Here is a 25,729-nt window from a genome sequence, read left to right as displayed (position 1 = left end):
GTCCGAGGGAGGCACCCCTCCCGGGCGTTGCGAACCCTCCCCGCCCACCCCGCGCGAGCGTCGAAGCCCTGGTCAGAGGCTTGCGTGGTCAGCGTCGGCGGCGAGCGACCGCGCTGAGGGCGAGCGCCGCGACGGCGAGCGCGACACCGGAGAGCGCCGGCTTGTGGGTGCCGACCCAGAGAGCCGCCGAACGGTCCCGCGCCTGTTCGGAGAAGACCCCCGCCGCGCCCCGGGGGGTGTCCGCATCGCCGGGGTGATCCAGGTTGTCCCGCCAGGTCGCCGGGTCGATCTCCGCACCGGTCTGCTGACTGTCGTAGCCGTCGCGGGCCAGCTTCCGGTCGAGCAGGCCGGGGAACAGGGCGTCGGCCAGCCGGGCCTGCCAGGTCGGCCCGCCCACGTTCAGCTCCCTGGTGCCGCGGTCGGCGGCCCACACGATGGCTCGTGCGGCCAACTCCGGAGTGAAGATCGGGGGCACCGGCTGCGGGTGCCGGGGCAGCCGGGTACGGACCCAGGAGAACTGCGGCGTGTTGACCGCGGGCAGCTGCACCATCGACAACTTCACCCCCGGACAGTCGTGCAGCAGCTCGGCGCGCAGCGAGTCGTTGAACCCCTGGACGGCGTGCTTGCTCGCGCAGTACGCCGACTGCAGTGGGATCCCCCGGTAGGCCAACGCCGAGCCCACCTGCACGATCGTGCCCCGCCCGTGCGCCCGCATGTGGCGCAGCGCGGCGAGGGTGCCGTGCACCGTGCCCAGGTAGGTGACCTCGGTGACCCGACGGAACTCACGCGCCGGAATCTCCCAGGCCGGCGCGAACACCGACGCCATCGCGTTGTTGACCCACACGTCGATGCCACCCCAGTGGTGCACCACGTCGTCGGCGGCCTGCTGCACCGCGCCCGCGTCCGCCACGTCCACCCGGTACACGCGCACGTCGGCCGCGCCGCGCAGCCGGCACTCCCGCTCGGCGGCGACCAGACCGGCCTCGCCCCGAGCCAGCAGCGCCAACCGGGCGCCGCGCGCCGCGTACGCGTGGGCGACGGCCCGGCCGACGCCGGCACTCGCGCCGGTCACCACGACGGTCCGGGTCACGACGCCCCCTTCTGCCGGGTGGCGATGTCGGAGAGCCGGGCCAGCGTCTCCCGGTTACGTCTGTGCAGCACCAGATCGTTGAGCTTGTTGTGGACCCAGCGCAGCGGGCCGGCGGCGAAGTCCTCCCCGATGCGCACCCGGGTGGCGCCCTCGCCGACCGGTTGCAGGGTGAAGGCCACGATCGCCTCCCCGGCCGGCCAGAGGCCGGCCTTCAGCACGAGCCGGTGCGGCGGTTCGCTGACCAGCACCGTCGACGCGTCCTGCAACGAGAAAGGCCACGGCCCGGCCCGGTGGTGCAGTTGGCTGCCCACCCGGGGCCAGGCGTCGTCCACGTCCCGTACGTGCGCGGTGCCGACCACCCAGTCGCTGTACGTCCACCCGTCCGCGAGCACGTCGAACACCTGCTGCGGGGGAGCGTCGATCACTTTCTCCACAATCGCCACCGGGATCCCATACCCGGACCACGGCACGGGCTAACGGCCGACCGGGTTAGCTTCTCCGGGACGGGGGGTAAGGCGGACCCGGGGCATCGCTTCCAGCGCTGGCCCGCCGCCCCGACGGCGACGTTTACTCCTCGGGGCGCAGGGAACCCGCCGGCTGTGCGACAGGACCAGGAGGATCCGTATCAGCGCAGGTCAGCCCAGGTGTACGCCGCTGCTGACCGCGCCGGTTCCGGGTCTGTCGCAAGCCCCCGAGCCGTGCTGTACGACGCGGTGCTGCTGGACCGCGACGGCACCCTGATTGAGGACGTGCCGTACAACGGCGACCCGGAGAAGGTGCGGCCGGTGCCGGGCGCGCGGGCGGCGCTGGACCATCTGCGCGCGGCCGGGCTGCGACTGGCCGTCGTCACGAACCAGTCGGGCCTGGCCCGGGGTTACTTCACCGGTGAGCAGATGCGGGCGGTGCACGCCCGCGTCGAGGAGCTGCTGGGCCGGTTCGACGCGTGGCTGGTCTGCCCGCACGACGACGCCGACGGCTGTGACTGCCGCAAGCCGGCGCCCGGTCTGGTGTACGCCGCCGCCCGCGAGTTGGGCACGACCGCGTCCCGGTGCGTGCTGGTGGGCGACATCGGTCGGGACGTCGCCGCCGCGCTGGCCGCCGGGGCCGCCGGGGTGCTGGTGCCCACCCCGGTGACCCGACCGGAGGAGATCGCCGCCGCCGGGTGGGTGGCCACCGATCTGCCGGCGGCGGTGGCGGAGATCCTGCGCCGCCAACAGGCTGTGCAGCCCTCGGCCCCGCCCACCGAACCGGTCCGGACGGCGCTGGTGGTCCGCTCGGACTCGGCGGGTGACGTGCTGGTCACCGGGCCGGCGATCCGCGCCGTCGCGGCCGGGGCGGAGCGGGTGGTGCTGTTGTGCGGGCCGCGTGGTCGGGCCGCCGCCAACCTGTTGCCCGGCGTCGACGAGATCATCGAGCATCCGCTGCCGTGGATCGACCCCGCACCGGGGCCGGTCGACCCGCAGTCGATGCGGAGCCTGACCGCGCGGCTGGGCGCCCTCGGCGCGGACCAGGCGGTGGTGTTCACCTCGTTCCACCAGTCCGCCCTGCCGCTGGCGCTGCTGTTGCGGATGGCGGGGATCGGCCGGATCGCGGCGATCAGCGACGACTATCCGGGTTCGCTGCTGGACATCCGGCACCGGGTGCCGGTCGGTGTCCCCGAGCCCGAACGTGCCCTCTCCCTCGCCGCCGCCGCCGGTCACCGGCTGGCCGACGGCGACGAACCCGTCCTCCGGCTCCGCCGAGACGCCGTGCCGCCGCGCCCGGCCGACCTCGGCGACCCGGGGTACGTGGTGCTGCACCCCGGGTCGGCCGCGTCGAGCCGGGCCTGTCCGCCCGAGCTGGCGACCCGGATCGTCGGGGCGCTGACCGACGCCGGGCACCGGGTGCTGGTCACCGGCGGCCCGGACGAGCGCGCGGTCACCGCCCGGGTCGCCGCGGCCGGCGGCACCGACCTGGGTGGCCGCACCGACCTGGCCGGACTGGCGGCGATCGTCGCGGACGCCGGCGCGGTAGTGGTCGGCAACACCGGGCCCGCGCACCTGGCGGCAGCCGCCGGAGTGCCGGTGGTGAGCCTGTTCGCGCCGACCGTCCCGTTCGGCCAGTGGGGGCCCTACCGGGTGCCCACCGTCCGGCTCGGCGACGCGGCCGCGCCCTGCCGGGACACCCGGGCGGCCAGCTGCCCGGTCCCCGGGCACCCGTGCCTCAGTGGCGTCGACCCGGACGAGGTGGTCGCCGCGCTCCGGACGCTCGCCCCCAGCGGTGGTGGCGGCCGATGAACATCCTGCTCTGGCACGTGCACGGCTCCTGGACCACGTCGTTCGTGCACGGCAGCCACCGCTACCTGATTCCCACCACACCCGACCGTGGCCCCTACGGCCTCGGCCGGGCCCGCACCTACCCCTGGCCGGACAGCGCGGTCGAGGTCACGCCGGAGGAACTGCCGGGCGCCGACGTCGACCTGGTCATCCTGCAACGCCCCGAGGAGATCGACCGGGCCGAGGAGTGGCTCCGCCGCCGCCCCGGCCGCGACCTCCCCGCGATCTACGTGGAACACAACACCCCCAAGGGCGACGTGCCCAACACGCGTCACCCGATGGCCGACCGCGACGACCTGCTCGTCGCCCACGTCACCGGGTTCAACCAGATCTTCTGGGACACCGGCACCACCCGCACCACAGTGGTCGACCACGGCATCGTCGCCCCCTCGGCGTCCTACACCGGCGAGCTGGACCGGCTCGCCGTGGTGATCAACGAGCCGGTACGGCGTGGTCGGGTCACCGGCACCGACCTGCTGCCCCAGTTCGCCGAGATCGCGCCGCTGGACGTGTTCGGCATGGGTGTCGCCGGCCTGGGCGACCACCTCGGGCTGCCCGCCGACCGGCTCACCAGCCACGACGACGTGCCCCAGGACCGGATGCACGCCGAACTGGCCCGGCGGCGGGCGTACCTGCACCTGTGCCGGTGGACCTCCCTCGGGCTCAGCCTCATCGAGGCGATGGCGATCGGCATGCCGGTCGTCGCGCTCGCCACCACCGAGGCGGTGATGGCGGTGCCCCCGGAGGCGGGGGCGCTCGCCACCCGGACCGACACCCTGCTCGACGCCGCCCGCCGGTTCATCACCGAACCGGCGACCGCGCGTCAGGCCGGAGCGGCGGCGCGAACCGCCGCGCGCGACAGGTACGGCCTCGACCGTTTCCTCGCTGACTGGGACCGGCTGCTGGAGGAGGAAGTATGCGGATCGCGATGATCTCGGAGCACGCCAGCCCGCTCGCCGTCCTCGGAGGGGAGGATGCCGGCGGCCAGAACACGCACGTCGCGGAGCTGTCCGCCGCTCTCGCCGCCGCCGGGCACGAGGTGCGGGTCTACACCCGCCGCGACGCGCCCGACCTGCCGGTGACCGTCCGCAGCCCGGACGGGTACGACGTGGTGCACGTGCCGGCCGGCCCGGCCGAGCCGGTGGCCAAGGACGCGCTGCTGCCGCACATGCGGGAGTTCAGCAACTGGCTGATCGAGCGCTGGCGCGGCGGCGACTGGGTGCCCGAGGTGATCCACGCGCACTTCTGGATGAGCGGTCTGGCCGGGCTGACCGCCGGCCGGCAGACCGGGGTGCCGGTGGTGCAGACGTACCACGCGCTGGGCACGGTGAAGCGCCGCTACCAGGGTGTGCAGGACACCAGCCCGGCCCGACGGGTCTCCTACGAGCGGGAGTTGGGCCGCTCGGTGGACCGGATCGTCGCGCAGTGCCGCGACGAGGTGGGCGAGCTGGTCCGGATGGGCGTGCCCCGGTCCCGGATGACAGTGGTGCCCTCCGGGGTCAACCTCGCCACCTTCGCCCCGCTCGGACCGGCCGCCGACCGGGAACCGGGACGGGCCCGGATCCTCACCGTGGGGCGGCTGGTCGAGCGCAAGGGCTTCCAGACCGTGATCCGCGCGATGGCGCTGGTCCCGGACGCCGAGTGCGTGGTCGTCGGCGGCCCACCCGAGGGGCTGTTGGAGACCGACCCGTACGCCCGGCGGCTGCGGGCCCTCGCCGAGTCGTGCGGGGTGGCCGACCGGGTGCACCTGGTCGGCGCGGTGCCCCGGGAGGAGATGGGCCGCTGGTACCGCTCGGCGGACCTGCTGGTCGCGGCGCCCTGGTACGAGCCGTTCGGGTTGACCCCGCTGGAGGCGATGGCCTGTGGGGTGCCGGTCGTCGGCACGGCCGTGGGCGGCATCCGGGACACCGTGGTCGACGGGACGACAGGTGACCTCGTGCCGGCCCGGGACCCGAACGCGCTGGCCGCCGCGATCCAGGGGCTACTCGACGACCGGATCAGGCGCTTCGCGTACGCGACGGCGGCACGTGAGCGGGCCCGGACGCGGTACTCGTGGGCGGCGACCGCCGAGCGGCTGGTCGAGGTCTACAGCGAGGTGGCCGCCGTGCGCCGGCCGACCCGGGTGGTGGCTTGATGCCGGCGGGCAGCCTGCTCGACACCCACCTGACGAACCTCGCCGCGGCGCTGGTGCCGTACCGGCGGTGTGAGCGGCAGCTGGCGCGCTGGGGCGCGGACCTGGCTCACCGGCTGGCGGCCGGGGGTCGCCTGCTGGTCGCCGGCAACGGGGGTAGCGCCGCCGAAGCCCAGCACCTCACCGCCGAGCTGGTCGGCAAGCTGCGTGACGACCGTCAACCGCTGTCCGCGATCGCGCTGCACGCCGAGACGAGCGCGCTCACCGCCATCGCCAACGACTACGGCTACGCCGACGTGTACGCCCGCCAGGTGCGCGCCCACGGCCGCCCCGGCGACGTCCTGTTGTTGCTGAGCACCAGCGGAACCAGCGCCAACCTGGTCACCGCCGCGCAGGCCGCCCGTGACGTCGGGGTCACCACCTGGGCGCTCACCGGCACCGCCCCCAATCCGCTCGCCGACGCCTGCGACGAGGTGCTGGCCGTCGCGTCCCCGGACACCCAGGTGGTCCAGGAGCTGCACCTGGTGACCAGTCATCTGCTCTGCGAGTACCTCGAACAGGAGTTGCCGGCCGCGTTGGCGGCGGTCGCCGACCCGGCGACCGTCCACCCCGGGGAGCCCGCGCCGGCCGGTCGGCTGCCTGCCGCGCCGGTGCGCACCGGGGTCGAGGTGGTGCTCGACGGCGGGACCGGACAGCAGGTCGACGCGTGAGCCGGACAGCAGGTCGACGCGTGACGATGAGGAGGCAAGCGTGAGGGGACCGGTGGTGGTGCTCGGGGACACCCTGCTCGACCGGGATGTGGAAGGTGTGGTGAACCGGCTCTGCCCGGACTCCCCGGTGCCGGTGCTCGACGAGACCGTGGCCACCGACCGACCGGGGGGCGCCGGGCTGGCGGCGGTGTTCGCCGCCGCGCAGGGCGCCGAGGTGGTGCTGGTGACCGCCCTCGCCGACGACGCCGGCGGGGCCCGGTTGAGCGCTCTGCTCGCCGCCGCCGGCGTGCAGGTGTACCCACTGGCCCTCTCCGGCGCGACGCCGGAGAAGATCCGGCTGCGGGCCCGGGGGCGGGTGCTGCTGCGCCACGACCGTGGCGGCACGTCCGGGGAGCCGGGTCAGCCCTCCGACGAGGTGCTCCGGGTGATCGGCGCGGCGTCGGCGGTGCTGGTCAGCGACTACGGCCGGGGGGTAGCCCGGCAGCCCGCGCTGCGCGACGCGTTGGCCGCCACCCGCGCGCCTGTGGTGTGGGACCCGCATCCGCGCGGCCCGGCGGCGGTGCCCGGCGTGCACCTGGCCACCCCGAACGAGTCCGAGGTACGCGAGCTGGTCCCCGCGCTGCCCGGCGCCAGCCGACTGGCCACCGCGTCCCGTGGCGCCCAGGGGCTACGGCGGCGCTGGCGGGCCGGCGCGGTCGCGGTGACGCTGGGCGGCGACGGCGCGCTGCTCTGCCACGCCGGGTCGACGCCGCTGGTGGTGCCGACGCCGGGTAGTGCCGAGGGGGACACCTGCGGTGCCGGCGACCGGTTCGCGGCGGCCGCCAGCCTGGCGCTGGCCCAGGGCGCGCTGGTCTCCGAGGCGGTGCAGGTGGCGGTCGCCGAGGCGTCCGCGTACGTGGCCGGTGGGGGAGTGGCGACGGCCCTGCCGCCGTCGACGCCCGCGGTGCGGGCCAGGAGCGCGCCGGGGCCGCGAGTCCTCCAGCCGGGACCACGCGGTGGTGCCGTGGCCGACCGGGTTGGGGTGGCCGCCGTCGCCGCGCTGCTGGCCGAGGTACGCGCCGCGGGTGGCACGGTCGTGGCGACCGGCGGTTGCTTCGACCTGCTGCACGCCGGGCACGTGGCCACCCTGGAGGCGGCCCGGCAGCTCGGTGACTGCCTGATCGTCTGCCTGAACTCCGACGCCAGCGTGACCGGGTTGAAGGGGCCGGACCGGCCGGTGCAGTCCGAAGGGGACCGCAGCCGGCTGCTGGCCGCCCTGAGCTGCGTCGACGCCGTCCTCATCTTCGACGAGCCGACCCCGGAGGCGGCCCTGTCCTGGGTACGCCCCGACGTCTGGGTCAAGGGCGGCGACTACGCCACCGGCGGTGGGGACGGGAACGCCACCCTGCCGGAGGCGGAGGTCCTTCGCCGGTGGGGCGGGAACACCGTGGTGGTGCCCTACCTGGACGGTCGGTCCACCACCAACCTGATCGTCCGCACGCTCGCGGAGCGGATCCGATGACCGCCACTCGGCCCGGTGCCGGGCCCACCGTCCTGGTCACCGGCGGCGCCAGCGGGCTCGGCGCCGCCGTGGTCGCCGCGGTGGCCGCCTCCGGTGGCCGACCGCTCGTACTGGACCGGCAACCGCCGGTCGACGGGGTGTCCTGGACCGAGTGCGACCTGGCCGACACGCGGGCCGCCGAGGTGGCCACCCGGCACCTCGCCGAGCAGGCCGGTGGCCTGGACGCGGTGGTCACCGCCGCCGGCACGGACATGCCGGGTCGACTCGCCGACCTGCCGGGGGAGACCTGGGACCGGATCGTCGCCGTCGACCTGCTGGCCACCGCGGCGGTGATCCGGGCCGCGCTGCCGTTCCTGCTGACCTCCCGGGGCCGCATCGTCACGGTCGCCTCCACCCTGGGCGTCAAGGCGGTCAGCGACGCCACCGCGTACTGCGCGGCGAAGTTCGGGGTGGTGGGCTTCACCCGGGCCCTCGCCGCAGAGCTGGCCGGTCAGGTCGGCGTCACCCTGCTCATTCCGGGTGGGATGCGCACCGCGTTCTTCGACGAACGTGACCCGCAGTACAAGCCGGGGCCGGACGCGATCCTGAACGAGCCCGCCGACACCGCCGCCGCGATCATGTTCGCGCTCAACCAACCGCCCGGTTGCGCGGTTCGCGAGATGGTGGTCTGTGCCGAGCAGGAGACCTCGTACCCGTGATCCTCGTGCTGCGCGCCCTCGGCGTCGGCGATCTGGTGACCGCGGTGCCCGCGCTGCGGGCGCTGCGGGCCGCGTACCCCTCGCGGGAGCTGGCGCTCGCCGCGCCCGGCTGGCTGGCCCCGCTTGTCGACCTGGTCGGTGGCGTCGACCGGCTGGTGGACACCGCCGGGCTGGACCGACCCCTGCGGGTTCCGTCGGCCCCGGGGGTCGCGGTCAACCTGCACGGGCGTGGCCCACAGTCGCACCGGCTGCTCGCGGCCACCCGGCCCGGCCGGCTACTCGCCTTCGAAAACCCGGACGCCGGCTGTGCCGACGGCCCGCGCTGGGCCGTCGACGAGCACGAGGTGGACCGGTGGTGCCGGCTGCTGTCCTGGTACGACATCCCGGCCGACCGCGCCGACCTCAGCCTGCGTCGACCCCGGCCGGCGGGGCTGCCCAGCGGTGTCACGGTGCTGCACCCGGGCAGCAAGATCCCGGCCAAGCGGTGGCCCGCCGAGCGGTTCGCCGCGCTGGCCCGGGCGCTGACCGACCAGGGGCACCGGGTGCTGCTCACCGGCTCGGCCGACGAACGGGCGTTGGCGGTGCGGGTGGCCGACGAGGCTGGCCTGACCTCGGACGCCGTGCTCGCCGGCCGGACCGACCTCGGCGCGCTCGCCGCGCTGGTGGCCGACGCCCGGCTGGTGGTCAGCGGGGACACCGGCGTCGCCCACCTGGCCACCGGGTACGGCACCCCGTCGGTCGTCCTCTTCGGGCCGGTGCCGCCGGCGCACTGGGGGCCACCGCCGGACCGGCCACGGCACCGGGTGCTCTGGGCCGGCGGGCAGGAATGGCCCGGGTGGGACGGGGTAGGAAGCCACCCGACGATGGCGGCTCTGCACCTCGACGAGGTGCTGGCCGCCGTGGCCGAGGTGGAGAGGGTGGTGCGGGTCTCCGGTGCGGTTGCGGCGTAGCGACCCGGGTCGACCGGGGTACGGACGGCGTCGGCGCGGACGGGGCTGGCTCTTCGTCGACCCGTCCGGTGCTCCGGTGCGGGACCCGGATGTCCTGGCCCGGCTGCGGGAGCTGGTGATCCCCCCGGCCTGGCAGGACGTCTGGATCGCGCCGCACCCGAACGGGCACATCCAGGCGATCGGGATCGACGCGGCCGGTCGCAAGCAGTACGTCTACCACCCCCGGTGGCGGGAGAAGCAGGACGAGGCGAAGTTCGACCACATGCTGGAGGTGGCCCGGCGGCTGCCGGCGCTGCGCGAGCGGGTGGGACGCGACCTGGACGGCCGTGGACTGGGCCGGGACCGGGTGCTGGCGACGGTGACCCGACTGCTGGACATGGGGATGTTCCGGGTCGGCAGCGACCAGTACGCGAACGGCGACGACCCGACGTACGGGGTGGCCACGCTGCGCCCCGAGCATGCCCGGTCCCGGCGCGGCTGCGTGGTGTTCGTGTTTCCCGCCAAGGGGGGCATCGAGCAGGTGCGCCGGATCGAGGACCCGGAGCTGTGCCAGGTGCTTGTCAACCTGCGCCGTCGTCGGCGACAGGCGGAGCGGCTGTTCGGCTACTGGGACGGCCGGGAGTGGCGCGACGTGCGCAGCGACGAGGTCAACGGCTACCTGCGCGACGCCAGCGGTGGGGAGATGACCGCGAAGGACTTCCGCACCTGGCACGCCACGGTGCTCGCGGCCACCGAGCTGGCCACCGCCGGCCCGGCCCGCTCGGTGACCGCCCGGCGCAAGGCGGTGGTCGCCGTGATGCGTGAGGTGGCCGACCTGCTGGGCAACACGCCGACGGTCGCCCGCGCGTCCTACGTGGACCCTCGGGTGGTCGACCTCTACCACGACGGGGTGGTGGCGGCGGTGGATCCGCGGGCGCCTCGCGAGGAGGCGGAGCGGGTGGTCCTGAAGCTGCTGGAGGGCGCCTGACCGGCCCCGTCGGCGATTCTGGGGGAAAGCGCGACGGGGCCGGAGCCTCGGCGTCAGCGGGGCGCCACCGGGCGGCCGCCCGCCGCTCACGCGGCGGGCGCCTCGCCACGGCCCCCGTTGGCGGCCCACCAGGCGCTGGCCGGCCGCGTTGGTGTCAGTCTGCCGGCTGCGAGTTGACCGTGGACGCCCGGCGGTTGACGATCCGCGCCAGATCCGAGCCACTGTCGCGATGTTCTTGCGGGGTGGTGCCGTACGCGGCCCGGAATGCCCGGCTGAAGTGCGCCTTGTCGGGGAAACCCCACCGCGCCGCGACGGCCTGCACGGGCTGGTTGCGCAGCGCCGGGTCGGTCAGGTCGCGTCGGCACCGGGCCAGCCGCAGGTCCCGGATGTACGACGCCACAGTGGCGTCCTCGGCCTCGAACAACCGGTGCAGGGACCGCACCGAGATGTGGTGGGCGTCGGCGACGACCTGTGGGCCGAGCGTCGCGTCGCCGAGGTGGCGGTGGATGTACGACTGCACCTGGGTGAGCAGCGCCCGGCGGCGGACCTCGGTGGGAACGGCGTCCTCGGCGACGAGGTGCCGGCCGAGCATCGTGGTGGCCAGGTCGAGGCCCACCGCGCCGAGCCGGCTGGCGTCGGCGGCATGGTACTGCTCGGGGTGCCCGGTCACCTGGAGCAGGAACTGCGCCAGCAGCGCCCCGATGCCCTCGCTGCCGGACATCCGGCCGCCGTAGAGCGCGGCCATCCGCTTCGGCGGTAGGGGCAGGGCGGCATGTGGGATCAACGTGATGATCGAGGTGGCCTGGTCCCGCTCCGGCTCGGTGGCGTGGTGGCGCACGTCGTGCGGCCGGGACCCGTCGTAGAAGGTGAACTCGCCGGCCAGGATCTCGCTGCGGCGACCGTCCTGGCTGGACGCGCCGATGCCGCCGGTGGTGAGGGCGAGGATGTACAGCTCCGGGTCGGACTGGCGGACCAGCTTGCTGGTCCGGGTGGCGTCCAGGGACGGGTATTCGTACTGCACCAGCTGGATCGGGCCGAGCGCGATGAAGTCGGCGCGGGCGGCGAAGTCGTCGCTGTGCGCGGACTGGATGCGCAGCGGCGCCGAGGTGCGCGCGACGAGGTCCAGCCACATGCCGAACCGTTCTCCCGGTGGCAGCACGGTGGTGTCGATGGTGTCTCTCGGCAGCATCGGAGCTCCCTCAGCCGGCTCGACGCTGGATCAGCGCCTCGACGCCGTCGAGGATCCGGTCCAGGCCGAAGGCGAACTCGTCGTCGGGGTCGTCGTCCTGGTTGAGTACGCCGGCGGCGAGCACCCGGTGCAGCGCGGGGAAGCGGGCCGGGTCGATGAGCCGGGCCACCAGCCGACCGTACGCCGGCATCATCTCGCTGGGCTCGACGCCGGCCGCCCGGCCGCCCTCGGCGACCTGCGACGTGAGGGTGGCCTCGTTGCGGACGTACCCGGTGATCAGCAGGAGCACCGACATCTTCTCGCCCTCGGCGAGGGTGGTGCCGTCGAGGCAGCGCAGCCCGTCCTCCATCCAGCCGAGCTGCTGCGGGGTGATCGGCGGGCCGCTGATCGGCACGTGCAGCAGCCAGGACCGTTGCCGCAGCACCTCGTGCTCGGCCCAGGCCCACCGGGTGAGGCCGGCACGCCAGTCGTCCTCCGGCTTGGGTGGGCCGGGGGACGGGCCGTACCCGGCGTCCACCATGAGCATCAGCAGCTCGTCCTTCGAGCCGACGTAACGGTAGAGGGCCATGGTCGCGGCCCCCAACTCCTTGGCCACCCGGCTCATCGAGACGGCCGCCAGACCGTCGGCGTCGGCCACGCGTACGGCGGCGTCCACGATCGCGGGCACGCTCATTCCCGGCCGAGGGCCCTTGGGTGGCCGCTCCCGCAGCCCCCACGCGCTCTCGATGGACGGCGGGAGCACTGGCCCGCTGTCGTCTGTCTTCGCCGCCACATTTCCTCCTTGCCTCGCCATCCTAGTTCTGCGTATGGTCTACGCATAACAGCGTACGTCATACGCAGAAGGAGAATCGATCATGACGACCACCACCACACCGGCAGCGCGGGCCGGCCGACGGGAGTGGATCGGGCTCACCGTGCTGATGCTCCCGCTGCTCCTGGTCTCGATGGACGTGTCGGTGCTCTACTTCGCCGTCCCGTTCATCAGCGCGGAGCTGCACCCCACCGCCACCCAGCAGCTCTGGATCTTCGACATCTACGGCTTCGTGCTGGCCGGGCTGCTCATCACCATGGGCGCCCTGGGTGACCGGATCGGCCGGCGTCGGCTCCTGCTGATCGGCGCCACCGCCTTCGGGGCGGCGTCACTGCTGGCCGCGTACGCCGACAGCACCGCCACGCTGATCGCCGCGCGCGCCGTGCTCGGCCTCGGTGGGGCCACCCTGATGCCCTCGACGCTCGCGCTGGTGCGCAACATGTTCCACGACGCCAAGCAGCGCGGCACCGCGATCGCCATCTGGACCGCCACCCTCACCGGCGGCATCGCGATCGGCCCGGTGCTCAGCGGCATCCTGCTGGAGCACTTCTGGTGGGGCTCGATCTTCCTGATCAACATCCCGGCGATGCTGATGCTGCTCCTGCTCGCCCCGCTCCTGGTGCCCGAGTTCCGCAACCCGGCGACCGGGCGGTTCGACCTGGTCAGCGCGGCACTGTCGCTCGGGGCGCTGCTGCCGGTGATCTACGGCATCAAGGAGATGGCCCGCGACGGCGTCAGCCCGGTACGGGTCCTCGCCATCGTCGGCGGCCTGCTGCTGGGCGCGCTCTTCCTGCACCGGCAGCGGACCCGGGCGTACCCGATGGTCGACCTCGCGCTGTTCCGCCGCCGTGGCTTCGGCGGGTCACTCGCGGTCAACCTGCTGGCGATGTTCGCCATCGTCGGCTTCGCCATCTTCACCACCCAGCACCTGCAACTGGTGCTCGGCCTGAGCCCGCTGCGCGCGGCACTGTGGAGCCTCGTGCCGTCACTGGCCGTGGGTGGAGTCGCGCCGGCCGCCGCCGCCCTCGCCCAGCGCGTCGAACGGGCGTACCTGATCGGTGCGGGGTTCGGGATCGCCGTGGTCGGCTTCGCGGTGTTGACCCGGGTCACACCGGAGACGCCGCTGTGGCTGCTGCTCGTCGGCGCTAGTGTCTACGCGGCTGGCCTGGTGCTGGTGATGTCCCTCGTCACCGAGCTGGTCCTCGGCGCGGCGCCGCCCGAGCAGGCCGGTGTCGCGTCGGCGCTGACCGAGTCCAGCAGCGAGCTGGGCGGTGCGCTGGGAATGGCGATCCTGGGCAGCGTCGGCGCGGCGGTCTACCGCCGGGAGATCGTCGACGGCCTGCCGGCCGGGCTGCCCGCCGACACCGGCGCCGCGGCCCAGGAGACCCTGGGCGGTGCGCTCGCGGTCGCCCAAGGGCTGCCGGCGGATCTGGGCGACGCGCTGCGGCACGCCGCCGCTGTCGCGTTCACCGACGGGCTGCACCTGGCCGCGTACGCCGCCATGGCGGTGATGCTGCTGGGCGCGGTCACCGCGCTTGTCGCGCTGCGCGGGGTCCGACCGGCCGACTCGACGGCGCTGGCCGCCGAGCCGACCGGTCCGGCCGACACGTCGTTGTCGTCGGTCAGTCGGTGAGCACGTGCGCGAGCCGGTCGCGGAAACGCCGCTCGGAGTCGCTTACCGACTCGCCGCCGATGCCCAGCAGCCCGCCGCTGGACGCGGCCCCCACCACCTGCTCGGCGATCTTCACGAGCCAGTGCTTGTACGCGCCGGCCTCACCCTCGTCGACCCGCGCGGCCAGCAACGCGCCGGCCTCGCCGGCCCGCAGCAGCACGTCGTCGATGTACGCCCCGGGGTCGGCGGGCGCGATGGCCGGCAACTCCTCGCCGGTGTCCGGGTCACCGACCCGGGTGACGATCTCACCGGCCACGGCGGCGACCAGCGGGCTGGCCGACTCCCGGCCGGCGGCGATGGTCTCCAGCCCGGCCGCGTTCTCCGCCATGGTCCGGCGGGTGCCGTCGGACTCGGCGGCGCTCGCCGCGGTCAGAACCGACTGCGGCAGGCCGACCAACAGCCCCCACTCCCCGTCGGAGAAACCGAACCCGGTGTACGCCGGTTGCTCGATCACGGCAACGCCCCTTCCGCCCTGCTCTGCTTGGTCAATCGGTGCTCTGCTTGGTCGACTCACCGGGCCCGACACCGGTGCCCGGGTCAGGCTAGTCCAGGGTCAGCAAGCCCTGTTCGGACACCACGCGCACCGACAGCGTCTTGTACCCGACCTCATCGAAGAGAACCGTCATCTTGTCCTCCTCGTACGAGAGCACCAGGCCGGACCCCCACTCCGGGTGGCGCACCTGGCTGTGCACCGGGAACGGCCCGACCGCGCCCTGGTCGGCCACGCTGGTGCCGTTGTGGCAGTTGTCGCAGTGGCCGCAGACGTCCGTCATCTGCTCGCCGAAGTAGGCCAGCAGGGTCTGCCCCCGGCAGGCCCGGGTCTCGGCGAAGGCCCGCATCATGTCGGTGCGGGACCGGGTCACGGTCTGCTGGCGCTCCGCCTCGGCCAGCGCCGCCGCGGCGGCGTCGGACGGGGTGGGGGAGTAACGGGGAGCGCCGATGCGCTGCCGGGCGCGCGGCTCGGCCGCCCCGACCTGCTCCAGCAGGGAGAGGTACTGGCCCAGCTTGCGCGGCCCGAGGCCGGTCGTCTCGCGCAGCTCGGTCTTGGTGGCCGGCTTGCGGCGCAGCAGCGCGGCGAGGTCGCGCAGCTCGTCGACGTCGGGCAGGCCGCCGCTGAAGAACCGTTGCAGGCCCACGTCCTCGGCCTGCCACAGCAGCAGCACCCGGGCCGGTTGCCCGTCGCGGCCGGCCCGGCCGATCTCCTGGAAGTAGCTGTCCGGTGAGTCGGGCAGCGCCATGTGCACCACCCAGGCGATGTTCGGCTTGTCGATGCCCATGCCGAACGCCGAGGTCGCCACCATGATGGGGACCTGGTCGGCGAGGAACGCCTCGTGCAGTTCGGCGCGCGCGCCGGCCGCCATCCCACCGTGGTAGAACTGCGCCGGGAAGCCGGCGTCGGTCAACCGGGTGGCCAACTCCTCGGCGGCGCGCCGGGTCGGCACGTAGATGATCCCGGGTCGCTGGTCATCGCGCAGCAGCGCGCTCAGCCGCCGCCACCGGTAGTCCTCGGTGGGGCAGTGCGCGACCTCGACGAACAGGTTCGGCCGGTCCAGCCCGGAGACCACCACCTCCGGCTCGCGCAACCGCAGCCGGGCGATGATGTCGTCGCGTACCGGAGGGGAGGCGGTGGCGGTCAGCGCGACCACCGGTGGTCGGCCGATGCCGTCGATGAGGTGCCCGAGCGCCAGGTAGTCGGGGCGGAAGTCGTGCCCCCACGCGGAGATGCAGTGGGCCTCGTCGATCGCCACCAGCGCCGGCTTCAGCGCGGCGACCTCGGCCATCCGCTCGGGGTTGCTGAGCTGCTCCGGGGTGATGAAGAGGAACTCCGCCCGGCCCTCGCGGATCTCGGTGATCGCCTCGGCCTGCTGGGTGGGCGACTCGTTCGAGCTGATCCGCACCGCCCGCAGCTCCGGGCGTTGCCGCTCGTTGAGGGAGGCGATCTGGTCCTGCTGGAGGGCCAGCAATGGGGAGATCACCACGGTGGGGCCGGGTATCAGGCTGGCCGGGATCTGGTAGATCGCCGACTTGCCGGCACCGGTGGGCAACACCACCAGGGCGTCTCGCCGCTTCATCACCGCGCGCATGGCGGCCAGTTGGTTGGGCCGCAGCGCCTTCCAGCCGAAAAGGCTGCGGGCCGCGCGGCGCAACGTCATCGAGTGCGTGGACAGTTTCATCGAGGGCCGGAGGTACCCGAGCCCATGACCGCCGAAACGCGTACCGACGATCATGGGCCCGTTGATCGCCGACTCAGCGCAGTCGGGGCAGCACCTCACGCTGGTAGAGGTCGAACAGACCCTGGTAGTGCGGGCCGGTGTTGGCCACGTAGACCTCGTCGAAGCCGGCCTTGGCGTACTGGTCGATCATCTCGAGGTGCGCGTCGGCGCTGTTGCCGCAGACGAACGCCTCCTTCAGCATCTCCGGCTTGACCAGCTCGGCAGCCTGCTCGAAGTGCCGCGGCGAGGGCAGCACCTGTGACAGCTCACCCGGCACCCCCGCGTTGGGCCAGCGCTCGTACGCGATGCGCAACCCCTCCTCCTCGCTGTCCGCGTACGCCGCCTTGAAGCCGGCCTGGCACGGCTTGTCGCCGCCGCCGTTCTCCCGGAAGCGGCGGACCATCTCGCCGTCGGGCATGGTGCTCACGTAGCCGTCGCCGATCCGGGCGGCCAGGTCGATGGACTTTGGCCCGAAGCCGGAGACGTAGATCGGCGGGGGAGTGTCGGGCAGCGTGTAGATCCGGGCCTGTTCCACGGTGTAGTGCTTGCCGTGGTGGCTGACGAAGTCGCCGCCCCACAGCGCGCGCAGCACCTCGACGGCCTCCTCCAGCATCTCCAGCCGGACGTCGGCCTGCGGCCAGGCGTCGCCGAAGATGTGCTCGTTGAGCGCCTCGCCGGTGCCGACGCCGAGCACGAACCGCCCGCCGTGCAGCACCGCGCTGGTCGCCGCCGCCTGCGCGATGACGGCCGGGTGGATCCGCACGGTCGGGCAGGTCACCGCCGTGGTCACCGGCAGCGAGCAGACCTGGCTGAGCGCGCCGATCATCGACCAGACGAACGGGCTCTGGCCCTGTGCGTCCACCCAGGGGTGGTAGTGGTCGGAGATCCACAGCGCCTCGAAGCCGGCCCGTTCGGCGCCGCGCGCCTGCTCCAGCAACTCGGCCGGTGTGAACTCCTCACTGGACAGAAAGTATCCGATCTTCATGGCTTACCCCTTCGGCACGCGGACCTGCTGATGGGGAGAGCCCGTACCCCGGCGGCGCCCGGTCACACCGGTTCGCCCGGTCGTCCGGGTCGGCGTCGACTTTTCGACGTGGGGCGGGTCAGCGTCGACCGAACATCGCCCGGATCGCGGCGAGCAGCAGCAGGGCGCCGACCACCAGGCCGAGCAGGCGTACGCCGGGGATGTCGGCCGGGCTCGTCGCGTCGGCCAGCAGGGCGGGATCCATCCCCGCACTCTCCCTGGGGAGCGGGCCGCCAGGCAACTGTAAGGTTTATTGACTATTGAATCGCTCAGTGTGACCATGGCAGGACCGCCTGCCGGTGGCGGTGCGCCGAGGGCGCGCGAGAGATGGGGTACGGGGGCCGCATGAGCGAGCGCAGCCAGCGGATCGACGGGGGCGCACCGTCGCCGGTGATCGACATTGATCACTACGAGGGGGCGGAGTGACCACGACCAGCGGGCACCTCCCGGCGCTCGCCGCCGCCGTCCTGCAACCCGGCTTCGTCGGCACCACCCCGCCGCCGTGGGTGTGCCGCTGGCTCGGCGAGGGTCTCGGCTCGGTGGTGCTCTTCGCCCGCAACGTCGTCGACACCGAGCAGGTGGCCGCGCTCACCGCGACGCTGCGCGCGGAACGGCCGGACGTCATCGTGGCGATCGACGAGGAGGCCGGTGACGTCACCCGGCTCGAGTCGGTGCACGGCAGCTCCCGGCCCGGCAACTTCGCCCTCGGCGCCGTCGACGACCCGGAGCTGACCGAGGCCGTCGCCCGGGACCTCGGCGCCGAGCTGGCCGCGGCGGGGGTGACCCTCAACTACGCCCCGGACGCCGACGTCAACTCGAATCCGGCGAACCCGGTGATCGGCGTCCGCTCCTTCGGCGCCGACCCGCTGCTGGTCGCGCGGCACACCGCCGCCTGGGTCCGGGGCCTCCAGGCCGGTGGCGTCGCGGCCTGCGCCAAACACTTCCCCGGGCACGGCGACACCCGGGTCGACTCCCACCACGACCTGCCCCGGATCACCGCCGACCGGGACCGGCTGGACGCCTGCGAGCTGGCCCCGTTCCGCGCCGCCGTGGCCGCCGGGGTGCAGGCCGTGATGACCGGCCACCTGCTGGTGCCCGCGCTCGACCCGCACCTGCCGGCGACGCTGAGCCAGCGCATCCTGGGTGGGTTGCTCCGCGACGAGCTGGGCTTCTCCGGCGTGGTGGTCACCGACGCGGTGGAGATGCGCGCGGTCGCCGACCGGTACGGCTTCGCCGGGGCGACGGTCCGCGCCCTCGCCGCCGGGGCCGACGCCATCTGCATCGGTGGCGAACGGGCCGACGAGCAGGCCGCCCGCGAGCTGCGCGACGCCATCGTGGCCGCCGTCGTCTCCGGTGAGCTGCCCGAGGAACGCCTCGCCGAGGCCGCCAAGCGCGTCGGTCAACTCGCCGCCTGGACGGTGGCCGCCCGCAGCGCCGGCTCGGCCGGAGCGCGCGGCGCCGCCGACGTCGGGCTGGTCGCCGCCCGCCGGGCCGTCCGGGTCACCGCCGCCCCGGGCACGACGGTGGCACTGCCCCTGACCCGCGCGGCACACGTCGTCGAGTTCGAGCCGTTGCGCAACATCGCCATCGGCGCGGAGACCCCGTGGGGCATCGGCGGGCCACTGGCCGAGCTGCTGCCCGGCACCAGCACGGTCCGCTACGCCGAACCCGACGTGCCGGCCGACCCGGGCGCCGGGGCGGATGGTCGCCCCCTGGTCCTGGCCGTCCGTGACCTGCACCGGCACGAGTGGATGCGCGCCGCCGTGCACCGCGCGTTGGCCGCCCGCCCGGACGCGGTAGTGGTCGAGTTGGGCGTGCCCGAGCTGGTCACCGGGGCGGTGCACCTGGCCACCCACGGCGCCACCCGGGCCAGTGGACAGGCCGTCGCCGAGGTGCTCACCGGCGCCCTCTGACGGCTATGGAAGGTCGGCGACCAGGTCGGCGTACTCGGGGTGCTTGTCGATGAACGCGGCCATGAAGGGGCATTGCGGCACCAGCTTCGTGCCGCGTGCCCGGAGCTCGTCCAGGGTGCCGCGGACCAGCGTGCCGCCCACCCCCTTGCCCTGAAAGCCCCGGTCCACCTCGGTGTGGGTGAAGACCAGCACCTCCCCGCGCGGCAGGTACGCGGTGAAGCCGGCCAGCGCGTCGTCGACCAGGATCTCGAAGCGGTGCTTCGCCGGGTTGTCCTCGACCAGGGTGCTCATCCGGCCATTCTCCCCGCCGGCTCGGCCAGCGCGTCGAGTTCACCGAGCAACCGGTCCACCTCGTCGGCCGTGTTGTAGTGGTAGATGCTGGCCCGCACCGCGCCGCCGCTGTCGCGCAGACCTATCAGCTGGAAGTACTCGTAGGCGTAGTAGTCGCCGACGGAGAGGCAGAACCCGGCGGCGCCCAACGCCTCCTGGGTGGCAGCCGGCGACATCCCGGCCACCCGGAACGAGACCGTCGGGCAGCGCCGCGACGGCGAGCCGTAGACGGTGATGGCCGGCCGCTGCGCCAGCCCGGCGAGCAGCCTGTCCAGCAGCGCCTCCTCGTGTGCCTGGGCGGCGGCCAGCCCGGCCCGCAGCCGCGCCCGTCGGTCCCCGACCGCGTCCGGGTCCAGCCCCGCCAGGTGATCCACAGCGGCGGCCACGCCGGCCAGCAGCGGGAAGCTCGGCGTGCCGTACTCGAACCGGTCCGGCACCGCGTCGGAGGACGGCACCAGCTTCGCGGGGCGCAGCGTCGCCCACCGGGCCGGGTCCGCCACCATCGCCGCCAGGTGCGGCCCGGACCACTTGTACGCGCTGGTGACCAGCACGTCGGCGCCGAGCGAGGTCAGGTCGGTCGGCCCGTGCGGGACCGAGTGCACCCCGTCCACGTAGACCAACGCGCCGACCGCGTGCGCGGTCTTGGCGATCGCCGCCACGTCCGGCATGGTGCCGATGGCGTTGCTGCCGGCGGTCACCGCCACCAAACGGGTCCGCTCACCGACCAGGTCCGCGTACTGGGCCGCGGGCAGCTCACCGGTGTGCCGGTCGACCTCGGCCCAGCGCACCGTCGCGCCGGCCGCCTCGGCGGCCTGCACCCACGGCCGCACGTTCGCGTCGTGGTCGAGCCGGGAGACCACCACCTCGTCACCCGGGCGCCACGCCGCGCCGAGCGTACGGGCCAGGGTGTACGTCAGCGCGGTCGCGCTCGGGCCGAGCACCACCCCGGCCGGGTCGGCGCCGAGCAGGTCGGCCACCGCAGAGCGGGCCTCGGCCACCAACTCCAACGACCGGCGGCCCGCGACGTTGGCGGCGCTGCGGTTGCCGACCGCCGACCGCATGGCGTCGGTGACCGCGTCGATCACACCGGCCGCGGTCTGGGTGCCGCCGGCACCGTCGAAGTGGACGAAGCCCTCGGTCAGGGCGGGATACGCGGCCCGGGTGCGGGCGATGTCGAACGGCATGTCCCGGACCCTAGCCGGTGGTCCTCGTACCCTGGTCGGCCGCCAGGTGATCACCGTTCGGCGACGACGTCGCGGATGTCTCGTACTCTTGGCGGGGTGACGAACCGACCCGCCACCATGCCCGTTCCCACCGTCCGCCGCGCCGCCGGTCTCCTCGCCGGTCTGGCGCTCGGCCTCGCCGTGCTCACCGGGTGCAGCTCCCAGGGCGCCTCCACCGACTGCGGGCTGGACGCCTGCACTGTCACCTTCGAGCGGGGTGTCGACGCGAGCGCCACCATCCTGGGCGTCGAGGCCAAGCTGGTCGGCGCCGAGGGTGACCAGGTGACCGTCGAGGTCGCCGGTGAGCAGCTCACCCTCACCACCGGCCAGCAGGCCGCCGAGGCCGGGGGCTTCGCGGTCACCCTGGACAGCGTGACCGACCAGCAGGTCAAGATTCGCGTGTCCCGTAACCCGGGCAGCTGACCTGGGCGGGCGGCGGTGGCCGACGTTTGGGAATCTTCCGAATCGGAGATTGTGACGCCATGTCACTCACCCGTAGCGCCGAAGCCACCGCCTCCCGTACGGCGGACAGCCGGTGGCTGGAACTCCTCGCCCGGGCCGGCTTCATCGGCTACGGGATCGTCCACCTCCTCTTCGCCTGGTTGGCGTTGCAGATCGCGTTCGGCACGTCGTCCGACGACGGTGACCAGTCCGGCGCGCTGCGTACCCTCTCCGCCCAGCCCCTCGGCAAGTTCCTGGTCATCGCCGTCGCGGTCGGCCTGCTCGCGATGGCGATCTGGCAGGCGCTGGAGGCGGCGGTCGGGCACCGGGCCGAGCGCGGCAAGGAGCGGGCCACGGAACGGCTCGCCTCGGCCGGCCGGACCATCGTCTACCTCTACTTCGCGTGGACCGCGTTCAAGGTCTTCAAGGACGCCGGCTCGAACAGCGCCGACCAGCAGGAGGCCCTGACCGGCAAGCTGATGACCTCCAGCGGTGGCCGCTGGCTGGTCGGCCTGGCCGGGCTGGTGCTCGCCGCGATCGGCGTCGGCCTGGTGATCTACGGCGTCGTCAAGCGCTTCGAGAAGCACCTCAAGACCGGCGAGATGAGCCCGAAGACCCGCAAGCTCGCCCGCCGGCTGGGCATCGCCGGGTACGTCGCCAAGGGCGTCGCGTACGCCATCGCCGGTCTGCTGATCATCGTGGCCGCGGTGAAGTACGACCCGGAGAAGGCCCGCGGTCTGGACGCCGCGCTGCACACCCTGCGTGAGCAGTCGTACGGCACGTTCCTGCTGACCCTGGTCGCCCTGGGCATCGCCGCCTTCGGCGTCTACTGCTTCCTCCAGTCCCGGTACCGCAAGGTCTGAGCTGGTCGATACCACGGATGTCGGGCACTCTTGGGCTTTTGCCCGAAGTGCCCGACGCCTGGTCGAAGGGGAGCACCGAAGCCGTGCAGAACTATCTCGAAACGGCCGTCGCCGCGCTCGTCGCGGCGGCGGTCGCCCTGTTCCTGGTCGAAGTCGTCCACCGGGTGACCCGGCGGTTCGGCCGCCGGTCCCTGCTGTTGACCGAGTTGACCGATCACGCGCACCGCCCGTTCCAGGTCGCCGGAACGGTCCTGGCCGTGCAGTTCGCCGTCCGCTTCACCACCGGGTACGCGGTCGGCGAGAGTTGGCGTCGACTGCTGCTGCACCTGCTCATCCTCGGCGTCATCGCCACCCTGGCCTGGCTGGTCGCCTGCCTGCTGGTCGTCGTGGAGGACACCGCGCTGGCCCGGTTCCGGGTCGACGTACCGGACAACCGGCACGCGCGACGCGTACGCACCCAGGTGGTGATGCTGCGCCGACTGACCATCGCGGTGATCGTCATCCTGACCGTCGGCGTGATGCTGATGACGTTCCCCAGCGTGCGGGGCATCGGCGCCGGCGTGCTGACCTCCGCCGGTGTGGTCGGTGTGGTGGCCGCGCTCGCCGCGCAGAGCCTGCTCGGCAACGTCTTCGCCGGCCTCCAGCTCGCCTTCAGCGACGCCGTCCGGCTCGACGACGTGGTCGTCGTCGAGGGGGAGTGGGGTCGCATCGAGGAGCTGACCCTCAGCTACGTCGTCGTACAGATCTGGGACGACCGCCGGTTGATCCTGCCCACCTCGTACTTCACCAGCAAGCCGTTCCAGAACTGGACCCGGACGGAGGCGGCGGTGCTCGGCACCGCCGAATTCGACGTGGACTGGGCGGTGCCGGTGCAGACCATGCGCGAGGAGCTGCGCCGCCTCGTCGAGGGCACCGAACTGTGGGACGGGCGGGTCTGCGTCCTCCAGGTCACCGACGCCACCGGTGGGACGGTCCGGTTGCGCGCGCTGGTCAGCGCCGCCGACGCGGGCAGCCTGTGGGACCTGCGCTGCCTCGTCCGGGAGCACCTGGTCGCCTGGATCCGGGACAACCGCCCGACCGCGATGCCCCGGCTGCGCGCCGAACTGGGCGACTCCACCAGCAGCCTGTCCTGGCAGTGGGTGCAGCCGAGGCGCCCGGCCCGCCGCCTGCCCGAGACCGAGGCGCCCGACGACGCCCGTGTCTTCGGCGGCAGCGACGACGGCGACGCCCGCAGCGAAGCCTTCGTAGGCCCCGAAGAAACCCGCCCCTAACCCGCCCGCCGAGCCCCGCCTGCCCCGCGCTGGGCCGCGCCCCGCTCTGCCCTGCCCTGCGAGATCGCGCAACTTCCTGCTTGTAGTGGCCTCCCATCCCCGTCGAGGCCACTACAACCAGGATCGAGCGCGATCTTGCGCGGCCTGCCCGGAATCGTGCGCGTCCCGCCCGACGATCATGGAGTTGACGGGTGGGTGCGCCTGGTTTGTCCCCGCCAACCTCATGATCGCCGCTGCGAGGGCGCCGGGGGGAGGGGCGGGGAGGGGGAGGGCGCGGGAGGGGGTCCGTTGCGGGAGGTTTGGTCGGGCTTGGGTGGGGGATGTGCTGCCGGACGTCTCTGGCGTGATCGCGGCGGCTGGCCGCGTATCGGCGGCGCGGCGTCCGGACAACGGGGACGGTGAGCTGCCTGTCGCGCTTTAGGATTGACGAGCGACGACTTCGGGCATACAGCGCGGTGATGAGGAAAGGAGGACAGCATGGCTGACGTGGCGAAAGCCCGCACATCCCAGAATGGGAGCGAGCCCTCCACCGCCGAGCTGGTGCAGCGGGCCACCGAGCAGATCTCCCGCCTCGTGCGGGACGAACTGACGCTGGCCCGAGCGGAGTTGACCCAGAAGGGTAAGCACGCGGGCATCGGGATCGGCCTGTTCGGTGGCGGTGGCGCGCTCGCGTTCTTCGGTCTGGGTGCGCTGGTCGCCACGGCGATCCTGCTGCTCGACCTGGTGTTGCCCGCCTGGGCGGCGGCGCTGATCGTGGCGGTGGCCTGCTTCCTGGTGGCTGGCATCCTCGCCCTGGTGGGCAAGAAGCAGGTCAGCCGTGCGGTCCCGCCGATGCCGGCGGCCACGGTCCGTAGCCTCCGGGCGGACATGGACACCGTCACCGCCGCGGTGAAGGACAGGGGGCGGCAATGACCGGCAACGGGACGGGCGACACGGAGGCACTCCGCGAGGAGATCCGTCGTACCCGGGTCGAGTTGGGCGAGACGATGGAGGCGTTGGCCGCCAAGGCCGACGTCAAGGCTCGTCTCAAGGAGTCCGCCGAGCAGGCCAAGGAGCGGATGCGGGAGCAGGCGGCGCAGACCGTCGCCCGGGTCCGCGGTCAGGCCGCGCGTGGTGCCGGGAAGGCGCGGGCGCAGGCCTACGAGAAGGGCGAGTTGGTACGCGCACAGGCGTACGACAAGGGTGAGTTGGTGCGCCGCAACCCGGTGCCGTGGGCGGCCATCGCGGCCGGCGCGGTGGCCACCGTGGTGGTGCTGATGATCGTGCGGGGGAGGCGTAGGTGAGTAAGAGCATCGGCAGGGTCGCGTACCGGCCGGTCGGCGTCTTGATGGGTATCGCGGCGGGCGCGGTGGCCGGGGCGATCTTCCGGCAGGTCTGGAAGGTCACCGCGGGCGACGGTGAGGCGCCCAACGCGACCGACGAGGACCGCGGCTGGGGCGAGATCCTGGCCGCCGCGGCGTTGCAGGGCGCCATCTTCGCGGTCGTCCGGGCCGCGGTGGACCGGGGCGGGGCGGTCGGCGTACGCCGGATGACCGGCAGTTGGCCGGACTGACCAGCAGCGACTTCAGCCCCCTTCCCGCATCGATGGGAAGGGGGCTTTCGCTTGGCATCGCACGCCGCCCAGCGCACCTGAGGCATCCGTCAGGTCACATGTCGGAGAAATTCGTCGGAGAGGTCGTGACAGACTTTTTGCCTCCGTGATTTGCTGGTCCCCGCTGTTGCGAGATGGCGTGGGTTGAGAGAAGTCTCCTTCGTGGGGCCGCCTCAGGCGCCGCTGCTCAAAAACGGCCAATCGGCCGGACGGCGTGCACGGCCGCCAGTTTTTAGAGGGAGAAACACATGGCTCAGGGAACCGTGAAGTGGTTCAACGCTGACAAGGGCTTCGGCTTCATCACCGTCGATGGTGGGGGTGCTGACGTGTTCGTCCACTTCTCGGCCATCCAGACCAGCGGCTACCGCTCGCTGGAGGAGAACCAGCGGGTGGAGTTCGAGATTGCTCAGGGTCAGAAGGGCCCGCAGGCTGAGCAGGTCCGCCCCATCTGATTGAGACGGCCGGCCCCCGCCGGCCTGTGGGACGATCCGGCTCAAGGGTCGCTCAAAGCCCCGCATCCCGGTTGGGATGCGGGGCTTTCCACCTACTCGGGCTCCGGTGGAGCGACGGCTCAGCGTCGACGCGAGCGCAGGCCGAGCCAGAGCACCACCAGCCCGGCCAGCGCCACGAGCGGGCCGATCAGCGCCCAGATCTTCTCGTCGGTCATCACGCTGCCGCTGACGTAACCGAGGCCCTGGACCGTCCACACCGCACCGATCACCACGGCCAGCAGGCCGAGGGTGAGCGGAAGCCAGCCTCTCATCGCGTCCCCTCTCCGCCGCCCGGGGCGGCGCGCCGCCGTCCAGCATCGCCGGCCGGGCGGCGC

The 25,729-nt window shown here is 73.4% G+C and carries 28 protein-coding genes; 17 read left to right on the top strand and 11 right to left on the bottom strand.

Annotation, left to right across the window (positions count from 1 at the left end; translation table 11 throughout):
* Positions 1-88 precede the first annotated feature (88 nt).
* Entirely contained in the window at positions 89-1,090 is a 1,002-nt protein-coding gene (locus ACFYL6_RS27445) for an SDR family oxidoreductase (RefSeq protein WP_387175530.1), read from the bottom strand.
* Positions 1,087-1,533, bottom strand: coding sequence for an SRPBCC family protein (locus ACFYL6_RS27440; RefSeq protein ID WP_387175528.1), 447 nt, complete (start codon positions 1,531-1,533; stop codon positions 1,087-1,089). The genes ACFYL6_RS27445 and ACFYL6_RS27440 overlap by 4 nt, the downstream gene beginning before the upstream one ends.
* A gap of 156 nt (positions 1,534-1,689) precedes the next feature.
* Here ACFYL6_RS27440 and ACFYL6_RS27435 point away from each other — a divergent pair, with 156 nt between their 5' ends.
* Genes ACFYL6_RS27435 through ACFYL6_RS27400 form a run of 8 tightly spaced genes read left to right on the top strand, consistent with a single transcriptional unit; the run spans position 1,690 to position 10,362 of the window.
* On the top strand, positions 1,690-3,366 hold the full coding sequence (locus ACFYL6_RS27435; RefSeq protein ID WP_387175526.1) for an HAD-IIIA family hydrolase: 1,677 nt from the start codon (positions 1,690-1,692) through the stop codon (positions 3,364-3,366).
* Positions 3,363-4,337 carry a glycosyltransferase gene (locus ACFYL6_RS27430; RefSeq protein WP_387175524.1) on the top strand — a complete coding sequence of 325 codons (975 nt, stop codon included), beginning with the start codon at positions 3,363-3,365 and terminating at the stop codon, positions 4,335-4,337. Before ACFYL6_RS27435 ends, ACFYL6_RS27430 begins: the two co-directional genes overlap by 4 nt.
* The gene (locus ACFYL6_RS27425; protein ID WP_387175522.1) at positions 4,322-5,539 is read left to right on the top strand and encodes a glycosyltransferase; all 1,218 of its coding nucleotides are present in this window, start codon (positions 4,322-4,324) and stop codon (positions 5,537-5,539) included. Before ACFYL6_RS27430 ends, ACFYL6_RS27425 begins: the two co-directional genes overlap by 16 nt.
* Positions 5,536-6,246: an SIS domain-containing protein gene (locus ACFYL6_RS27420; protein WP_387175520.1), complete on the top strand. Its 711-nt coding sequence runs from the start codon at positions 5,536-5,538 to the stop codon at positions 6,244-6,246. Before ACFYL6_RS27425 ends, ACFYL6_RS27420 begins: the two co-directional genes overlap by 4 nt.
* Before the next feature lie 40 nt (positions 6,247-6,286).
* Positions 6,287-7,747, top strand: coding sequence for a PfkB family carbohydrate kinase (locus tag ACFYL6_RS27415; RefSeq protein ID WP_387175518.1), 1,461 nt, complete (start codon positions 6,287-6,289; stop codon positions 7,745-7,747).
* Positions 7,744-8,445: an SDR family oxidoreductase gene (locus ACFYL6_RS27410; RefSeq protein WP_387175516.1), complete on the top strand. Its 702-nt coding sequence runs from the start codon at positions 7,744-7,746 to the stop codon at positions 8,443-8,445. Before ACFYL6_RS27415 ends, ACFYL6_RS27410 begins: the two co-directional genes overlap by 4 nt.
* Entirely contained in the window at positions 8,442-9,395 is a 954-nt protein-coding gene (locus ACFYL6_RS27405; RefSeq protein WP_387175514.1) for a glycosyltransferase family 9 protein, read from the top strand. The genes ACFYL6_RS27410 and ACFYL6_RS27405 overlap by 4 nt, the downstream gene beginning before the upstream one ends.
* Positions 9,379-10,362 (top strand): DNA topoisomerase IB, encoded by a 984-nt coding sequence (locus tag ACFYL6_RS27400; protein ID WP_238662043.1) that lies wholly within the window; start codon positions 9,379-9,381, stop codon positions 10,360-10,362. Before ACFYL6_RS27405 ends, ACFYL6_RS27400 begins: the two co-directional genes overlap by 17 nt.
* A 154-nt stretch (positions 10,363-10,516) precedes the next feature.
* Here the strand turns inward: ACFYL6_RS27400 and ACFYL6_RS27395 are convergent, their stop codons facing one another.
* Together ACFYL6_RS27395 and ACFYL6_RS27390 are read right to left on the bottom strand one after the other, a co-directional pair.
* On the bottom strand, positions 10,517-11,551 hold the full coding sequence (locus ACFYL6_RS27395) for a helix-turn-helix domain-containing protein (RefSeq protein ID WP_387175512.1): 1,035 nt from the start codon (positions 11,549-11,551) through the stop codon (positions 10,517-10,519).
* A gap of 10 nt (positions 11,552-11,561) precedes the next feature.
* Positions 11,562-12,323 (bottom strand): TetR/AcrR family transcriptional regulator, encoded by a 762-nt coding sequence (locus tag ACFYL6_RS27390; protein ID WP_387175510.1) that lies wholly within the window; start codon positions 12,321-12,323, stop codon positions 11,562-11,564.
* A gap of 82 nt (positions 12,324-12,405) precedes the next feature.
* Here ACFYL6_RS27390 and ACFYL6_RS27385 point away from each other — a divergent pair, with 82 nt between their 5' ends.
* Positions 12,406-13,995: an MFS transporter gene (locus ACFYL6_RS27385; protein ID WP_387175508.1), complete on the top strand. Its 1,590-nt coding sequence runs from the start codon at positions 12,406-12,408 to the stop codon at positions 13,993-13,995.
* On the opposite strand, the gene ACFYL6_RS27380 is transcribed toward ACFYL6_RS27385, so the two are convergent.
* From ACFYL6_RS27380 to ACFYL6_RS27365, 4 genes are all read right to left on the bottom strand, one after another.
* Positions 13,985-14,488, bottom strand: coding sequence for a hypothetical protein (locus ACFYL6_RS27380; protein WP_387175506.1), 504 nt, complete (start codon positions 14,486-14,488; stop codon positions 13,985-13,987). The genes ACFYL6_RS27385 and ACFYL6_RS27380 overlap by 11 nt on opposite strands.
* Positions 14,489-14,576: 88 nt before the next feature.
* Positions 14,577-16,208 carry a RecQ family ATP-dependent DNA helicase gene (locus tag ACFYL6_RS27375; RefSeq protein ID WP_387175503.1) on the bottom strand — a complete coding sequence of 544 codons (1,632 nt, stop codon included), beginning with the start codon at positions 16,206-16,208 and terminating at the stop codon, positions 14,577-14,579.
* A 73-nt stretch (positions 16,209-16,281) separates the two neighbouring features.
* Positions 16,282-17,232, bottom strand: coding sequence for a TIGR03557 family F420-dependent LLM class oxidoreductase (locus ACFYL6_RS27370; protein WP_387175501.1), 951 nt, complete (start codon positions 17,230-17,232; stop codon positions 16,282-16,284).
* Between the two features lie 118 nt (positions 17,233-17,350).
* The gene (locus ACFYL6_RS27365; protein ID WP_255421242.1) at positions 17,351-17,476 is read right to left on the bottom strand and encodes a hypothetical protein; all 126 of its coding nucleotides are present in this window, start codon (positions 17,474-17,476) and stop codon (positions 17,351-17,353) included.
* Between the two features lie 217 nt (positions 17,477-17,693).
* On the opposite strand from ACFYL6_RS27365, the gene ACFYL6_RS27360 reads away from it, so the two are divergent.
* Positions 17,694-19,184 (top strand): glycoside hydrolase family 3 protein, encoded by a 1,491-nt coding sequence (locus tag ACFYL6_RS27360; protein ID WP_387175499.1) that lies wholly within the window; start codon positions 17,694-17,696, stop codon positions 19,182-19,184.
* A gap of 3 nt (positions 19,185-19,187) precedes the next feature.
* Here the strand turns inward: ACFYL6_RS27360 and ACFYL6_RS27355 are convergent, their stop codons facing one another.
* Both ACFYL6_RS27355 and ACFYL6_RS27350 read right to left on the bottom strand, forming a co-directional pair.
* Positions 19,188-19,475 carry a GNAT family N-acetyltransferase gene (locus ACFYL6_RS27355; protein ID WP_387175497.1) on the bottom strand — a complete coding sequence of 96 codons (288 nt, stop codon included), beginning with the start codon at positions 19,473-19,475 and terminating at the stop codon, positions 19,188-19,190.
* Complete coding sequence (locus ACFYL6_RS27350; RefSeq protein ID WP_387175495.1) at positions 19,472-20,698, bottom strand: cysteine desulfurase-like protein; 1,227 nt, start codon at positions 20,696-20,698, stop codon at positions 19,472-19,474. The genes ACFYL6_RS27355 and ACFYL6_RS27350 overlap by 4 nt, the downstream gene beginning before the upstream one ends.
* Positions 20,699-20,794: 96 nt before the next feature.
* Here ACFYL6_RS27350 and ACFYL6_RS27345 point away from each other — a divergent pair, with 96 nt between their 5' ends.
* From ACFYL6_RS27345 to ACFYL6_RS27315, 7 genes are all read left to right on the top strand, one after another.
* Positions 20,795-21,160 carry a hypothetical protein gene (locus ACFYL6_RS27345; protein ID WP_387175493.1) on the top strand — a complete coding sequence of 122 codons (366 nt, stop codon included), beginning with the start codon at positions 20,795-20,797 and terminating at the stop codon, positions 21,158-21,160.
* 59 nt (positions 21,161-21,219) lie between these two features.
* Entirely contained in the window at positions 21,220-22,041 is an 822-nt protein-coding gene (locus ACFYL6_RS27340; protein WP_387175492.1) for a DUF1206 domain-containing protein, read from the top strand.
* Between the two features lie 83 nt (positions 22,042-22,124).
* On the top strand, positions 22,125-23,312 hold the full coding sequence (locus ACFYL6_RS27335; protein ID WP_387175490.1) for a mechanosensitive ion channel family protein: 1,188 nt from the start codon (positions 22,125-22,127) through the stop codon (positions 23,310-23,312).
* Positions 23,313-23,789: 477 nt separating this feature from the next.
* Positions 23,790-24,224, top strand: coding sequence for a phage holin family protein (locus ACFYL6_RS27330; protein ID WP_238661390.1), 435 nt, complete (start codon positions 23,790-23,792; stop codon positions 24,222-24,224).
* Complete coding sequence (locus tag ACFYL6_RS27325; protein WP_387175487.1) at positions 24,221-24,595, top strand: DUF3618 domain-containing protein; 375 nt, start codon at positions 24,221-24,223, stop codon at positions 24,593-24,595. Before ACFYL6_RS27330 ends, ACFYL6_RS27325 begins: the two co-directional genes overlap by 4 nt.
* Positions 24,592-24,864 carry a DUF4235 domain-containing protein gene (locus tag ACFYL6_RS27320; RefSeq protein ID WP_030338235.1) on the top strand — a complete coding sequence of 91 codons (273 nt, stop codon included), beginning with the start codon at positions 24,592-24,594 and terminating at the stop codon, positions 24,862-24,864. Before ACFYL6_RS27325 ends, ACFYL6_RS27320 begins: the two co-directional genes overlap by 4 nt.
* A 287-nt stretch (positions 24,865-25,151) precedes the next feature.
* Positions 25,152-25,355 (top strand): cold-shock protein, encoded by a 204-nt coding sequence (locus tag ACFYL6_RS27315; RefSeq protein ID WP_030338233.1) that lies wholly within the window; start codon positions 25,152-25,154, stop codon positions 25,353-25,355.
* 119 nt (positions 25,356-25,474) lie between these two features.
* Here ACFYL6_RS27315 and ACFYL6_RS27310 read toward each other — a convergent pair whose 3' ends face one another.
* Complete coding sequence (locus tag ACFYL6_RS27310; RefSeq protein ID WP_387175485.1) at positions 25,475-25,666, bottom strand: hypothetical protein; 192 nt, start codon at positions 25,664-25,666, stop codon at positions 25,475-25,477.
* Positions 25,667-25,729: the final 63 nt, after the last annotated feature.

Origin of the sequence: Micromonospora sp. NPDC007208, assembly GCF_042869175.1 — a bacterium.
In the GTDB taxonomy this organism is placed as follows: domain Bacteria; phylum Actinomycetota; class Actinomycetes; order Mycobacteriales; family Micromonosporaceae; genus Micromonospora; species Micromonospora foliorum.
Note: the sequence above shows the minus strand (reverse complement) of the source record. Positions and strands in the feature narration are given on the sequence as shown.